The 16,182-nt window shown below is 39.8% G+C and carries 11 protein-coding genes and 1 other annotated feature; of the genes, 4 read left to right on the forward strand and 7 right to left on the reverse strand.

All coding sequences use genetic code 11. The features are described from left to right. Positions 1 to 60: 60 nt before the first annotated feature. Positions 61 to 285, reverse strand: a binding site (T-box leader). 93 nt (positions 286 to 378) lie between these two features. After that, on the forward strand, positions 379 to 1,164 hold the full coding sequence (locus H514_RS0117555; RefSeq protein WP_036843236.1) for an AAA family ATPase: 786 nt from the start codon (positions 379 to 381) through the stop codon (positions 1,162 to 1,164). A gap of 265 nt (positions 1,165 to 1,429) precedes the next feature. Here the strand turns inward: H514_RS0117555 and H514_RS0117560 are convergent, their stop codons facing one another. From H514_RS0117560 to H514_RS0117585, 6 genes are all read right to left on the reverse strand, one after another. Next, on the reverse strand, positions 1,430 to 2,470 hold the full coding sequence (locus tag H514_RS0117560; protein ID WP_027448123.1) for a LacI family DNA-binding transcriptional regulator: 1,041 nt from the start codon (positions 2,468 to 2,470) through the stop codon (positions 1,430 to 1,432). Positions 2,471 to 2,505: 35 nt separating this feature from the next. Then, entirely contained in the window at positions 2,506 to 4,872 is a 2,367-nt protein-coding gene (locus tag H514_RS0117565; protein WP_027448124.1) for a glycoside hydrolase family 31 protein, read from the reverse strand. 20 nt (positions 4,873 to 4,892) lie between these two features. Further along, the gene (locus H514_RS0117570; protein WP_027448125.1) at positions 4,893 to 6,434 is read right to left on the reverse strand and encodes an alpha-amylase family glycosyl hydrolase; all 1,542 of its coding nucleotides are present in this window, start codon (positions 6,432 to 6,434) and stop codon (positions 4,893 to 4,895) included. 42 nt (positions 6,435 to 6,476) lie between these two features. Then, positions 6,477 to 7,313, reverse strand: a complete 837-nt coding sequence (locus H514_RS0117575; protein ID WP_036843234.1) for a sugar ABC transporter permease — start codon at positions 7,311 to 7,313, stop codon at positions 6,477 to 6,479. Position 7,314: 1 nt separating this feature from the next. Further along, on the reverse strand, positions 7,315 to 8,607 hold the full coding sequence (locus tag H514_RS0117580; RefSeq protein WP_027448127.1) for a carbohydrate ABC transporter permease: 1,293 nt from the start codon (positions 8,605 to 8,607) through the stop codon (positions 7,315 to 7,317). 90 nt (positions 8,608 to 8,697) lie between these two features. After that, a complete protein-coding gene (locus H514_RS0117585; RefSeq protein ID WP_027448128.1) occupies positions 8,698 to 9,996 on the reverse strand; it encodes an extracellular solute-binding protein in 1,299 nt (432 codons plus the stop codon). 349 nt (positions 9,997 to 10,345) lie between these two features. Between H514_RS0117585 and H514_RS0117590 the strand changes: the two genes are divergently transcribed. The 3 genes from H514_RS0117590 (at position 10,346) to H514_RS0117600 (ending at position 14,190) form a co-directional block, all read left to right on the forward strand. Then, positions 10,346 to 12,100 (forward strand): glycoside hydrolase family 13 protein, encoded by a 1,755-nt coding sequence (locus H514_RS0117590; RefSeq protein ID WP_027448129.1) that lies wholly within the window; start codon positions 10,346 to 10,348, stop codon positions 12,098 to 12,100. A 56-nt stretch (positions 12,101 to 12,156) separates the two neighbouring features. Further along, the gene (locus H514_RS0117595; protein ID WP_027448130.1) at positions 12,157 to 13,503 is read left to right on the forward strand and encodes an MATE family efflux transporter; all 1,347 of its coding nucleotides are present in this window, start codon (positions 12,157 to 12,159) and stop codon (positions 13,501 to 13,503) included. 168 nt (positions 13,504 to 13,671) lie between these two features. Continuing rightward, the gene (locus H514_RS0117600; protein WP_027448131.1) at positions 13,672 to 14,190 is read left to right on the forward strand and encodes a hypothetical protein; all 519 of its coding nucleotides are present in this window, start codon (positions 13,672 to 13,674) and stop codon (positions 14,188 to 14,190) included. Between the two features lie 47 nt (positions 14,191 to 14,237). Here the strand turns inward: H514_RS0117600 and asnB are convergent, their stop codons facing one another. Further along, a complete protein-coding gene (gene asnB / locus H514_RS0117605; protein ID WP_027448132.1) occupies positions 14,238 to 16,085 on the reverse strand; it encodes an asparagine synthase (glutamine-hydrolyzing) in 1,848 nt (615 codons plus the stop codon). Positions 16,086 to 16,182: the final 97 nt, after the last annotated feature.

Genomic DNA, 16,182 nt, shown 5'->3' on the forward strand with positions numbered 1-16,182 from the left:
CCTCTCCCTCACTTACCTGACTAAAACACAAAAAACCCGCCTCTTCCCCCAAAAATCAGGAAAAGAGACGGGTTGTTATCCGCGGTACCACTCTCATTACCCTTCGCAAATAAACATACGAAAGGTCAGCTCTTGTACTTGATAACGGCAAGTTGCCGATGCCCCTACTACGCATTCAGGGTCATGCCTCAAAAGTCCGGTTCATCATCCTTCTGCTACCAGGCTCGCACCAACCCTGGCTCGCTTTAGCATCCACACGATTACTCTCTTTTTCATAGGCTATTTTCATATATTGAACTAATTATATCCAAACCACCAAATTGTGTAAAGGAATTTTTTACGATATAGTAAGTTCAAAACAGTAAAAGGTGGATTTCCGTGCTTCACTTAAAATCTGTACAGTACAAGCAACCCTCATTTAAAGAAAAGGAATTTCCTTTTTCCTTATCTCTATTTCGACAGCTCGACACACTTTCTTTTGAAAAATCTATCACCATTCTTGTAGGGGAAAATGGTACCGGAAAATCAACTCTACTAGAATCGATGGCTTTTGAGAGTGATAGCATTTTAATTGGTGGAGAAATGATTGATCAGGATCCTACACTACAGGCAGCTAGGAAAATAGCGCCCCACCTTGACCTCACTTGGCATGCTCGTACAAAGTCTGGCTTCTTTTTTCGTGCGGAAGATTTTCGAAACTATGTCCAAAAGGTAACGGAGTATAGAGAAGATGCAGAGCAACAGCTTGAACGCATTAGAAGAGAGGACCCACATAGCTATGAAGTGCTTCCTTATGCGAGAACAATAGGTGAGCTAAATAACCTTTATGGTGATGGCCTTGATGTGCGGTCTCATGGGGAAAGCTTTCTAGACCTATTCAAAGCAAGGCTAAGGCCGAATAGTTTTTATATATTAGATGAGCCTGAGGCCCCTTTGTCTCCATTAAAGCAGCTTTCGCTTATCTCATTGATTATGGATTCCGTTCGAGAAGGATCTCAATTTATTATCGCAACTCATTCGCCCATGTTGATGGCATTACCAGAGGCAGAGCTTTTATCGATTGAGGACGGTGAGCTTATTCGAAAATCCTATGAGGAGCTTGAGCATGTGAAGCTTACGAAGGATTTCTTGAATCATCCTGAGCAATTTTTGAGGCATTTGTAGATTTTTATTAAGGAGTAGGCACTTTTACAGGCGCTCTGATCGAGGATTCGGGCGCTCCTGAAGCCTTTTCAGGCGGTCCGAAAATCGAATCAGGCGCACCACCCCCTTATTCAGGCGGCTAACTCCAATATCCAGGCGCTCTAGCGTAAGATTCAGGCGATCTCCCCCATATTCAGGCGGTACGCAACATCGCAGCATCTCCCCAACAAAAAAAGCCCCTCCAACCAAAGAGGGGCTTCTCATATATATAATGATTAGGGGGTAATCATTCGGACAAGGGAGCGTTTTTCGCTTCCCTTGTGGATTGTCTTTTCTTGATATCATATGGAACAATGATGCGTTTGGCTGGTTCGTCAACATTGTTCACTTTTTCAATGACGCATTTTGCTGCCTGGCAGCCTAGGCCGTGAATATTTACATCTACTGTCGTTAGGGGTGGTCGGGATATTTCGGATAAATACACGTTGTTAAAGCTTACGATCGAAACATCTTGTGGGACCTGATAGCCTAGTTCTTCAAGCATGGTCATTACACCAATGCTCATCAGATCATCGACAATGACCAGACCTGTTGGTGGTTCATCGAGTTGGAACAGTTGATGAACGGCTTCTCGCCCACCTGATTTCAGAAACTCCTGGTGGATATGATATTCATCCTTGATTGGTAGTCCTGCTTTTTCAAGTGCGAGTTCATAGCCTCTCATACGGTCTAATGTCACCACGAGATCCGTGTCACCTCCGATAAAGGCAATACGTTCGTGACCCTGTTCAATCAGGTGATTCGTAATATCCACAGCTGCTGTGACGTTATCATTATCCACATGTGTAATACTGTCTACTTGATTGTAAGGCTTGCCGATGAGAACAAACGGGAAGTCTTTTTCGATTAAGAAGTCTGAAACTGGGTCGTTTACCTGGGAGTATAATAGAATGATACCGTCTACTTGGTTCCCATAGACCATACGTTCCACACTTTCATAGATTTCATTCTCTGTTTCACCCGTGGAGATAAATAGAGAATGCTCCTCCTCATGGGCGATGGCACTAATCCCACGAAGGACTTCTGAGAAGAAAGGGTTTTGTAACGCCTTATCTGTAGAAGATTTCATGACGATGCCTAAAGCCTGAGTCGATTTATTCGCTAGGTTTCTCGCATTGACGTTTGGATGATACCCTAAATCCTTCATCGCTTTTCGAACGCGCTTTTTTGTGTTTTCACTTATTCTTGAATTGTTAGCAATAACCCTTGATACGGTTGAGGGTGCAACGTTTGCTGCTTTTGCTACATCCTTGATTGTAATCCCCATTATTCTTCACCCTTTAACGACGAACAGCGAAGAGATTATAGTTTCGCCTGGAAGTGAACACCTTGATCTGAACGCTCTCCAGAAACCTTTTCACCATTCAATGTAATTGTCTGATTGTCTTGTAAACCGTGCACGTACACGTCTACATTTTGATAGGATGGATTGAATCCACCTTGTTTTTCACCAAACGTGATGCTCACTTCGTCTGGAGTTGAGGAGATCGTTACCGGGAGTTTCATAGAGTCGTCTCCCTCATATTGATACGTTTCCCCATCATCATCATAGAAAACAGTTTTGTATTCACCTTCATCGTTTGCATATACGTGGAAGATGAGACTGTCTTGCTTGTGCATCGTCGATTGTCTTACTGGACTTAGCGCCACAAAAGACCCTTTCTTGATGAACATTGGTAATTTATCTAACTCAGCATGAATTAAATGCGTTTGTTTGCCGCTATATTCCTCACCTGTGAAGTAATCCACCCATGTGCCTTCTGGGAAGTACACAGCGCGATCCGTTACTTCTGGATGCATAATTGGAGCAATTAACGTGTTATCCCCAATCATGAACTCATCGTAAAGCTGGTACGTCTTCTCATCATGTGGATACTCAAGCATTAATGGACGCATTACCGGTACACCCGTTTCGTGGGCTTCACGGAAAAGTGAATAAAGCTGTGGAAGCCACTGATAACGTAATTGAATATAATCACGAATAATCGCTTCATATTTTTCACCAAACTGCCATGGTTCCTGACGAACAGTATCCAATGCTGAGTGGTTACGGAAGTATGGTGTAAACGCTCCTACTTGAGTCCAGCGAGTCAAAAGCTCACCATTTGTGTCGTGAGCAAATCCACCAACGTCTGGTCCTGAGAATGCGACTCCAGATAAACCAAGGTTCATGCACATTGGGAGGGCCATTTGTAAGTGCTCCCAGAAGCTACGGTTATCTCCTGTCCAAACTGATGCATAACGCTGTACGCCTGAATAACCTGCACGTGTTAGAAGGAATGAGCGTTTACCACCTAGTTGTTCCTTCATCCCCTTATACGTCGCTTCTCCCATTAATAATCCGTATAGGTTATGAAGGGCACGGTGTGTTTGAGGATCTCCGTCATTTTTGTGCATCACATTGGTATCCATCGTTTTTGTTTCGTTGAACACAGCTGGTTCATTCATATCATTCCAGATACCTTCGATACCAAGATCAGCATAGTATTGGTGTTTTTCACCCCACCATTTACGTGTGCGTTCATCTGTAAAATCAGGGAAAGCGCTCTCCCCCGGCCAAACATCTCCCGTATAAATATCGCCTTCTAGATACTTACAAAAATGATCTTCTCGAACACCTTCTTGATAAATGCTATACTCAGGAGCTTTCTTCACTCCTGGGTCTACAATCGGTACGACGCGTATCCCTGCATTTTTTAGGTCCTGAATCATGTTTTCAGGTGTTGGGAATTGGTCTTTATCAAACGTAAACACGCGATATTCGTTCATATAATGAATGTCTAAGTATAAAACATCTACAGGAATGTTCTTTTCAATAAATGCATTGGCTACTTCACGTACTTCTTGTTCACTCTTGTAGCTATAGCGGGACTGGTGATAACCAATTGCCCATTTTGGAGGCAAAGGCATACGACCTGTGACATGTGTATATTGTTCAATTACATCTTTAGGAGAAGGTCCAATAAACACATAGTAATCAAGTTGACCACCCTCAGCACGGAAAGAGTAATGATCAGACTCTGTTTTCATATCAAATGTAGACTTATAGCTATTGTCGAAAAAGATACCATGTGCGCGTCCATCTCTTAAAGACATAAAATATGGAATGGACTGATAGAGTGGATCTGTTTCTGGATTGTGTGGTGCGAAAACATCGGAATTCCACATGGTGTAAGATTCCCCACGCTTATCTAGGAAGCCTGTTTTCTCACCAAACCCATAAAAGCGGTCCTGTTCTAACATTTCTTTATAGCAAATGACTTCACCGTTTTCCTGAAATCCTAGTCCTTTTTCCTGTTCAGAAGCAATTATATGTCCTTCTTTATCTTGTATGCGTAGACGGAAAGGAGCTTTCTGAATATAAGCATCAAGCTTGCTTGTCGAGATGATATAACTGTCTGATTCTTCTTTTAACTCTTGTTCGACGGTTTCAGGTTGTGCGATTACTGCTGGTGTTGATTTCAGCGATGGTATTGCTTTTTGATTCATTACGATTCGGATGATGTCTGCACGGTTGAATGTTACGGTTACATAGCCATTTTCGCAATAAAATGTGTAGCCTTTTTCGTCTTTGTCAACGTGCGTGACATTGCCAACATCCTGATATGATGTTTCGGATAGGTTCTGGTTGTTTCCTGGGTGGATTGCAAAGCTTGTATCTTCAAGCATTCCATTCCCTCCTTTATATACTAGTCAGTTGATTCTTGTTTATTTTTGCGACTGACGATGGCAACAAAGGCTACAAATCCTCCAATGATAACGACCATGGCACCGATAAATAAGAAGTTAATCCCTTGCTCTTCTTCTTGAATAAAGATATCAGCCATTTCACGATCTATTGCAACTTTGACCTCACCATTGCCATCTTTTCGGGCTACGTTATCATGGATTAATCCACGTAATTGCTTGCCTTCAGGAATATCTTTAAGGTGAGCAACCTTCGTTTCTTCTGAATTATTGATGACCAGATAAACTGTTTCATCCTTATAAGTACGTTTAAATACTCCAAAAGCTCCATCACTTACGACTTGTTCAAAGCTTCCTTTTGTTAATGCTGGAAACTTACTACGTATCGCGGAAAGCTGCTCCATGTATTGCTTCAATTCTGTATCCCCAGCCTTGAAGTTCATCATGCGACGGTTATCTGGGTCTTCCCCACCATCCATAGGGATTTCACTTCCATAATAGACAATTGGAATGCCTGGGGCACCGTACATATACGTTAAAGCTAGTTTCCATCGTGTGATGGGGTTTTGATTATTGTTAAAAGCTAATCGAGTAAAGCGTTTATTGTCATGGTTATCTAAGAATGTGCCGAGTGAGCCAGGGTTTTCATAAAATGCTTTATTTCGTTTCCACGCTCTATTTAACGGATCCAGATCAACACCTGACTTTTGAAACACTTTAGTTGCTGCATTGAAAAATGGATAATCCACTAAAGAATCGATACCGATTTTTTGGTATTCTGCCAAGTAGCTTGGATCTTCACTCCAAACCTCTCCTAAAAGGAAGAAATCTTCATCTATACTTTTTACATGATCACTAAAATCTTCCCAAAAGGATTTCGGGACGTGCTTCACTGTATCTAAACGGAAACCATCAACACCCGTCTCTTTAATCCAGTATTCCGCAACATCCATAAAGTACTGCTTTACTTCTGGATTTTCTTGTTTTAAGTCAGGTAACCCATAAATCCAGCCTTCTTCAAGCTGTGTCTGACTATTCCCCATAATCATGGACTCTTCATGAAACCAATTTTTCTTCTCAGGATCATCTACCCATGGATGTTCTTGACCTGTATGGTTCACAACAAAGTCAAAAATTACTTTCATATCGCGCTTGTGAGCTTCCTTAACAAGCTTCTTGGCATCAGCCATCGTGCCGAAGTGTTCTTCTACTTTTTTGAAATCGGTTATCCAATACCCGTGATAACCCCTTGGCTGGTTCTCCATGATAGGGGTAAGCCAGATTGCAGAAAAACCTAACTCCTTAATGTAATCTAGCTTTTCAATAACCCCTTGAAGATCACCACCATGGTAGGCTTTAGGGTCCTTTGTATTGACTTCATAATCATTATCTTGGTTTCCGTTGTAGAAACGATCCACCATTACAAAATAGATTGACTCATCTTGCCAGTTTCCTTCTTCTTTTTCAGCAGATCCTGTTTGTGGAAAGGCGTAAAAAAGAAGAAACGGAATCATGATAAGCGTACACAACACTCTGATTTTCATTTTCCGCTCCTCCAATGTAAACAATTTCATACGCCATTAAGATTATCCTTTTGTACCGCCTGCCGTCAAACCAGAAACGAAGTATTTCTGCAAGGATAAGAACAGAATTGAAATAGGTATTGCAATTAATACTGAACCTGCTGCGAATTTCGTAAATTCATTTCCAAATTGATCTGCTATTAAATCATAAAGACCTACTGCTAATGTAAATTTCTCTTCAGATCTTAATAACACTCGCGCCAAAATAAAATCTGTAAAAGGCGTGATAAATGTAAATAACGAAACTACAGCTACTATTGGTTTGGCTAAAGGCATAACGATCTGAATAAAAATTCTGAAGTGTCCTGCTCCATCCATTCGAGCTGACTCATCCAACTCTCTTGGGATGGAATCAATATACCCTTTCATAAGCCAAGTGTTCATCGGAATCGCTCCGCCTGTATAAACCAATATCAGAGCAAAATGTGTATCTAATAAACCTGTAGTTAATGCTAATACATAGATTGCAATTAAAGCGGCGAAGTTTGGGATCATTTGTAGAATTAAAAATGTTAACAAACCATTTTTTCTTCCTACAAAGCGATAACGAGAAAAGCTATATCCAGTTAAGCAAACCATTGTCACAGACAAAACCATAGTAATGGAACAAATTTTCAACGTGTTCCAGTACCATAACAGATAGTCACTCTCTTCTAGGTTAAAGAGACTCTTATAGTGAACAAGAGAAGCATTTTCTGGTATAAGTTTAGAGCTTGATAGACTATCTCCTGGGTTAAAGGACGAGCCAACGATCCAAATAACCGGGTACAAAATCACTGCAAACATAATTAGAATAAAAGAATAAGATAGGGTTAATTTTAAGATTTTTTGATTCTTCATATTACATCATATCCTCTTCTTGGAATGACCTTGTTTTTCTAAACTGCCAAATGGCTACTGATATTACAATTAATGAAAGCATCATCGTTATGGCAGCTGCTTTTCCATACTGAGCACTTGTCATGGTCAGTTCGTAAATCCACGATATCAATATGTCTGTCCCTCCTGCATTTTGGTTCGGTACAGCAGGACCCCCACCATTAAACAAGAAGATTACATTAAAGTTATTAAAGTTAAACGTATATTGAGTAATCAAAATAGGTGCTGTCGCATAAAGAATTAACGGTAACGTAATTGATTTGAATTTTTGGAAAATGCTTGCACCATCCACATCTGCGGCTTCATACAGTTCATCTGGAATCGATTGCAGAACCCCGGTTGTCATAGCAAATACGAATGGGAATCCAAGCCATCCTTGAATTAAGATAAGTGCAAAACGAGTCCAAAACGGATCTGTCATCCAATGAATATTCATACCGAATGCCGATAAAATGTCTTCATTAATCGTACCAACCGTTTCATTGAACATACCTGCGAATACAAGAATGGAAACGAATGCTGGTATAGCCCAAGGTAAAATAAAAACTGTACGAATGGTTTTCTTAAACATTAAATCTTTCTGATTGACTAATACTGCTAAGAATACTCCAAGTGCAACTTGTAATGTTGTTGCAACAAACGTCCAAATGATTGTCCAAGATAATACACTGAAGAACGTTTGTCTCCAAATATCAAGCTTAAAAATATCAATATAGTTTTGAATCCCAATCCAATCAACCAATTTCGCAGGAGGTGAATGATATAAATCATAGTTTGTAAAAGAAAGTAAAACTACGAATATAATAGGGAAAATTACAACAAACAAAAGTAAGAAAAACCCAGGGGAGATCATTAGATAAGGGAATCCACTATCTACTAATGTACGGTATTGCTCTCTAACTGAATTCAGCTTATTCCCTAAATCCCGTTTCTTTCCGTTCTGATAAGCATCATAAAGATTATAGGCATACACGAAAACCCCTAACAAAATAACGAGTAATGAAATAATCCCTTTAACGAGTAAAAATATCGAGTGGTCATATTTCACATCAGTACCTAAGGTAACCAATCCCCATAACCCAAGACTAATCATATCTGCAAATGCAACAATAAATGCACCGCATAAAATTAAAAAGATTAGTCCTTTTAATATTTGACGATTATAGAATTGTCCAACTCCTGGTATCACGGATAAACCCAAGGCTAGTTTGCGGTGTTTGGATGCAGGTTTTTCTGATTCATAACCTGTTTGGATGTTCGGTTCCATATGGGAATCTCCTTTCTAGCATCCATGATGGAATAAGCAGCACCTCTTTAGGAGAGGTACCGCTTATACAATTATCATTTATTCAGAGTGATTTGCTTCAATGTTAGCTTTAATGGTTTCAACAGCGTTATTTAAAGCTTCTTCTGGTTCTGCCTTATCTGTTGCGACAAGCTGAAGAGCCTGTGCCATTGGTCCCCAAACCTCAGCCATCTCTGGAATGTTAGGCATTGGTGTTGCGCGAGAGGATTGAACAGCTACTGCTTTCGCTTTTGGATCCTCTGCAATAATTGGATCTTCAATTAAAGATTTAACTGGTGGAATTTCAGCTGTTTCCTTAAAGCGAATCTTTGCATTTTCTTCATTCGCAATCCATTCAACAAGTTTTGTTGCCCACTCTTTATTGTCAGAGAATGAACTTACATGCCAACCTTTTACCCCCATGAATGTTGTAGGGTATTCACCATTTGGTAATTTAGGCATTGGTGCTACACCATAGTTAATGCCTTTATCAGTAAGACCCTGGAAAGCCCATGGTCCATCTTGCTGTGAAGCTACCTTACCTTCTTCAAATAGTGCACCTTTTGTAGATCCACCACTTTCGCCAACAATTCCACTTGGGAAAACGTTGTCATACCACTTTTCAATATACTTGGCACCTTTGATAGCACCTTCGTTATTTAAACCGATTTTACTTGGATCAAGTGCTCCGTCATTGTTTTCAAATACATAGCCACCAAATCCACCAATAACAGCATGAGCAAAGTAATAGTTATCCCATAGAGCAAGGAAACCATATTCTTTTTCTCCACCAAAATCTTGAGAGAACTTATAAAGGTCTTCAAAGTTTTCTGGTGGTTCCTCCATTAAATCTTTATTATAGATAAAGATTGGTGTTTCAGTCGCTTTTGGTAGACCGTATAATGTACCATCATATGTTTCTGCTAGTATAGAAGATTCTGTGTAACGGTTAATAACCTCATCACTTGTTTCAAGTGGTGCGATTAACCCCTCTGTTACAACCTGACCAATTTGATCATGAGGTAATGTTAGTACGTCCGGTCCGCTTCCCGCTGGTCCATCTAACCGAAGATTTTCACGAATTTCAGTAGCCATATCCATTTCTTTATACTCTACTTTTATTCCATATTCCTCTTCGAAACTCTTAATTGCTGGATCAAGACCAACACCTTTTTCTTTGTCTTCCCAGATTACTAGCTTCTCTGGTTTTTCAGAACTTGCTTCTCCTTCAGTGCCTTCATTTGAAGAACCCTCACTGTTTCCTTCTGATTCCTCGTTAGTTGGTCGTTCAGGTGCACATGCTGCAAGAACACCTAGAGCCAAAACCAACATCATGAAAAGTGCAAAAACCTTTTTCATGCTTGACCCCTCCTGAAAAATAAATTTATGTACAAACGTCAAAAGCAAGTATGTCATGATGAAATGAAATCAATTTAGGAAAACGTTTGCACAACTTCTTAATTAGCATTATACATGAGTTTTGAATTTTAGCAATAATTTTTTAAGCGCTTTCAAAAATTTATTTTTAGTCCCTTTATTATATGAAATCACAGTACTTATAAAGTAATTTCATAGATTTTTAATTGACACTTGAAAACGCTTGCTCTAATCTCGTGATATATACCTTTTATGTATTCCTAGTTCTTACATGACATTATGAAATGAACAAAAAAGCGCAAACGTTTGCTCAAATTAAGGAGGAGATATTATGTTAAAGGAAGCGATCTATCATCGGCCTAAAAACAACTTTGCCTACGCCTATGATAAGGAAACTGTACATATAAGAATCCGTACAAAAAAAGATGACCTAACTCACGTACGTCTACAACATGGAGATCCGTATTACTGGACAGAAGATGGTTGGCAATATCAACTAGATGATATGGAGAAAAGCGGGAGTGACTCACTCTTTGATTACTGGTTTATCGCCATCAAACCTCCTCACCGCCGGCTTCGATATGGTTTTGAATTAACAGACGAAACAGAAACTGTGTACTTTACTGAAAAAGGATACTTCGAAGAACCTCCAGGAGAAACGAACGATCACTTTAGTTTTCCTTTCTTAAACCCAATAGATGTTTTTGATGCTCCTGATTGGGTAAGAGACACTGTTTGGTATCAGATTTTCCCGGAGCGTTTTGCTAATGGAGATCCGTCAATAAACCCTGAGGGAGTTGTGCCTTGGGCAAGTACTGAACCTGAACCGGATAATTTCTTTGGAGGCGATTTTGAAGGTGTTATTCAAAACCTCGATTATCTTGTTGACTTAGGTGTAAATGGAATCTATTTCACTCCTATTTTCAAAGCACGATCTAACCATAAATACGATACGATCGATTATATGGAGATCGACCCACAATTTGGTGATAAAGAAACATTCCGTAGGTTAGTTAAGGAGTGTCACAACCGTGGTATCCGCGTTATGCTCGATGCAGTATTCAACCACAGCGGTTATTACTTTGAACCATTTCAAGACCTATTGAAGCATGGTGAACAGTCTAAATATAAGGATTGGTTCCATGTGAGAGAATTTCCAATTCAAGAGGAACCGATTCCTAGTTATGATACCTTTGCGTATGTCCCATCAATGCCGAAATTAAATACTGAGCATCCTGAAGTTCGAAAATACCTTCTAGATGTAGGAAGGTACTGGATTGAGGAATTTGATATAGATGGTTGGAGACTAGATGTTGCAAATGAGGTTGATCATGCTTTTTGGAGAGAATTTAGAAAAGTAGTGAAAGATGCAAAAGAGGATACTTACATTTTAGGAGAGATTTGGCATGACTCCATGCCTTGGTTACAAGGAGATCAATTTGATGCAGTAATGAATTATCCATTCACGAGCGGTGTTCTACAATTCTTTGCTGAACAAAACATATCTGCTACGGATTTTTCAAATAAGATCACAAACGTACTTCAATTATATCCGGAAAACGTGAATGAAGTATCCTTTAATTTATTAGATAGTCACGACACATCAAGAATTCTATCAATTGCTAATGAGAATAAGGACGTTGTCAAACTGATCTATCTCTTCCAACTATCCTTTATCGGAACACCATGTATCTATTATGGAGATGAAGTTGGTATGACAGGTTTAGGTGATCCTGGCTGTCGTAAATGTATGGTATGGGATAAAGAAGAACAAGATCTTGATTTATTCTCACATGTCCAGAAGCTTTTGACCTTGAGAAAAGAAATTCCTGCTTTTAGTAATGATGGTGCCTTCCGTTTCATCAAAACAGATGATGCAACAAATTCAATTATGTATGAGAAAGCTAATGATCGACAGAAGCTTTTATTCGTCATTAATAATTCTGAACATCATGTAACACAAGGGCTTCCATATGCTGAAACCTATCAAGCAAAAGAACTGCTTACTGAAGAAATTGTAGAATTGAATCCTAATGAAAACATAAAACTAAACCCTTATGAAGCAAAGGTTTATTACATCCAATAAGATAAAATAAAATCCTGCCATACAGTGGTAGGATTTTATTATAAAGAGGGGATCCCATGGGCGAATCAAAAGCTGATACAACAAAAAAACTAACGCTATTTTCTTTAACCTGGCCGATTTTCATCGAGATATTGTTACACATGCTCATGGGAAATGCGGATACACTCATGCTAAGTCAGTATTCGGATGATGCGGTAGCTGCCGTGGGCGTATCCAATCAGATTTTATCTGTTGTGATTGTGATGTTCGGTTTTGTGGCGACAGGAGCTGGTATTCTTGTGGCTCAAAATCTAGGCGCAAATCGAGATGAACAGGCGGGCACGATTGCAATGAGCTCCCTTTCTCTTAACCTTTTGTTCTCCCTAGTCATGAGCATTGGCTTAGTGCTGTTCTCTCAACAGATTTTGAATATTATGGACCTGCCAAATGAACTCATGAGTGAATCTGGACTCTACCTGAATATCGTTGGTGGATTTATGTTCGTTCAGGCACTCATTATGACGGCTGGACAGATTCTACGAAACTATGGATTTACCAAGGATGCCATGTACGTCACGATTGGAATGAACATCTTAAATGTGATCGGAAACTACCTCTTTATTTTTGGTCCAATGGGGTTCCCTTCACTAGGTGTTCAGGGTGTTGCAATCTCAACAGCCGGTAGCAGAACGCTTGGCTTATTTGCATTGGTTATTTTATTAGTACGACGTAAAGAAGTGGTACTTCCTTTACAAGCATTTTTCCGTTATCAAAAAGAACACATTCGCAATCTGTTACAGATCGGTGTGCCTTCTGCTGGTGAACAATTATCCTATAATGCTAGTCAAATGGCGATCACATATTTTATAGCCCAAATGGGTACCACAGCGATTACAACGAAAGTCTATGCACAAAACATTATGATGTTCATCTTCCTTGCAGCCATTGCCATTGCCCAAGGCACACAAATTTTAATTGGCCATTATATGGGAGCAGACAAAATTGAATCGGCTTTTTCAAGATGTTTAAGAAGTACGAAGATCGCTATTATTATTTCAGTTTCTATGGCACTTGTGGTTTATGCGGGAAGTGACTTTTTACTAGGATTGTTTACGAATAATGTGAGCATTATCGAACAGGGTTCTGTTTTACTACTGATGACGGTGTTGCTTGAACCAGGACGTGCCACAAATCTGGTAGTCATTCACTCTCTTCGCGGAGCTGGTGATGTTAAATTTCCTGTGATTGTTGGGATTTTATCTATGTGGGGCATCTCTGTCACATTCGCTTGGTTCTTTGGCCTCTTTCTGGGTCTGGGTTTAGTTGGAATTTGGATAGGGTTTATTGCGGATGAGTGGTTACGTGGGTTGATTATGATCAATCGTTGGCGCGGGAAGAAATGGACTGATAAACGATTTGTTTAATAGGACTAGGAATTGATAACGATTACAGATATTTCCCTTTATGTCTTGTCCCTATTTCGTTTATACTAATAGAAGATAATTACCAAAAGTTGCTTTTGATTCCTACGTATGGTTTTCATATTTTTTTCAAAACCTATAAATAAATCATTGGCAGGGAGGCACTTCTATATGAAACGTACATTTACTCTATTTCTTACAAGCATCATGACCATTCTCGTAATCGCGGGTTGTAGTGCAGGCGCTACAACAGCAGATCCCGTATCCCATGCAAAAAGTCAGTTAGACATTCCGATTTTCACACCAACTTATTTACCTGAAGGCTTTACGTTAAATGCTTCGGACTCTTATTTTATTAATGGATCTCTTTTCTTATCCTACCAGAGTGAGGATGGAGAAAAAGCAGTCGATATCTATGTTGATCACAACAATGTCAGAGATGTAAACGAGCATATTTACAAATACATCAACGATGATTTCGATGAAGAACTTGAAATCGATTTAGAGCCGTATCAAAAAATCGGTTCTTTTGTTGGAAAGCTTACAAAGAAAGAGGATTTCAAAGTATTAAACTTTCAATTCATTCCTGAGCGCTTTGTAGAAGAGGAAACGACAGCTCATTATGCGATTAAGTCAAAAGGGTTGTCTGAACAGCAGTTTAAACAGATTATTTCTACGTTATCCGAGTAATAGTAAAAGGTCTGATCCTCTCTCGGGAGGTTCAGACCTTTGTTATATCAGACTTCAATTTTAACTTTATATTTCTGTAGCCAATAATTAATTTGAGCTAAATGGGCTAAAAGCTGTGGTCCCGTCATTAGCTGGCCGAACCATGGTGCATCAATGTCCTTTCCTTCACTTTCAACAAGGTCCCGAATACGGCCTCGATCAAACAGTTGGAAAAGCGGCGCTTTCGGATCATCTAGAATTTCGTGCATCCAGCTAACAACGGCTTTTGTATAAACTGGGTTATGCGTTTTTGGATAAGGGCTTTTTTTACGATACAGCACATCATCTGGCAAAGTACCCTCTAACGCTTTTCGCAAAATCCCTTTTTCTCTGTCCCCGTAACGCTTCATATCCCATGGAATGTTCCAAACGTATTCTACAAGTCGATGGTCACTAAAAGGAACACGTACTTCTAAGCTAGCGCCCATGCTCATGCGGTCTTTCCTATCTAAAAGCGTTGTCATAAACCATAGCATATTCAGATAAAATAACTGGCGACGTTGCTTTTCTTCTTTATCTTCCCCTTCAAGTTGTGGCGTTTCCTCAATCGTTTCATGATAACGATCCATCATATACCCTTGGAGATCTAGTTTTTCTTGCCACTCTTGCTTGAGCAGCCCTTGACGAACTTGAGATGAGCGAATCCACGGGAACCCTTCTCGTGCAAGTTCATCTTCACGGTAAAACCATGGATAGCCTCCAAAAATCTCATCTGCACATTCTCCAGATAGCGCTACCGTGATATCTTTTTTGACTTCGCGGCAAAACCAGAGTAAGGAAGAATCAATGTCCGCCATCCCTGGTAAATCCCGCATATCTACTGCTTCTTTTAAGTAATCAGCGAGTACTTCATTATTTAATACACAATTTTTATGATCTGTACCATTACGATTTGAAACAAGCTCTATGAAAGCTTCATCACTATTTGGTTGGAATGTATTCGATTTAAAATATTTTTGATTATCTTCATAATCAATCGAGTATGTTTTGAGAGTATCTCTTCCTTCTTTCTTCATATGATCTGCCGCTATGGCTGTGATGGCGCTTGAATCTACCCCTCCTGATAAGAAGGTCCCAACCGGAACATCCGAAACAAGCTGCCTTGTTACGGCATCTTGAAAAAGCTCTCGAATTTTTGCTGCTGTTTCTTCTACATTTTCCGTGTGCGGCTTACTTTCTACGTTCCAGTACCGTTCGATGTTTAATCCATTTTTGTCGTAGCGAGCGCGGTGGCCTGGTCGGATTTCTTTTACACCCTTAAAAACGCCATGCCCAGGCGTACGAGATGGCCCTAAGGCTAGAATTTCACTTAGTCCATCCTTATCCAGGATAGGCTTCACATCCGGATGGGCAAGTAACGCCTTTAACTCAGATCCAAACAGAAGTCCTCCTGCATTTTCTGTATAAAATAAAGGCTTAACACCTAAACGATCTCGTGCTAAGAAAAGCGACTGGTCTCTTCCATCCCAAATCGCAAAAGCGAAAATTCCATTTAAATGATCTACACATTTATCTTTCCATTGCATATAACTCTTCAACAAAACTTCTGTATCTGAATGAGACTGAAACCTCCAACCCAGTCGATCTAGCTTCTTTCGTATGTCTTCTGTATTATAAAGTTCGCCGTTATAGCATATCGTATAAGAATCGTTTCCGAATTGGAATGTCATCGGTTGATGACCACCATCAGGATCTACTACGACCAATCTTTGATGTCCAAAGGCTACATGAGGCTTTATCCAGGAGTTCGATTCGTCCGGTCCTCTATAGTGAAGCGTTTTAGCCATATCTTCCACAATCTGCTCATACTGCCTAAGGTCTTTTTGATAGTCGACCCATCCGCTAATCCCACACATTGAAACTCACCCTTTCTACAACTCGTGATGCATCTCTTTTCATACATATGCCTAGATGAGAAAGATGTGAAAAAGAAAACCGTTTATTAGCACATTG

Origin of the sequence: Pontibacillus marinus BH030004 = DSM 16465 (genome assembly GCF_000425225.1) — a bacterium.
GTDB lineage: Bacteria > Bacillota > Bacilli > Bacillales > BH030062 > Pontibacillus > Pontibacillus marinus.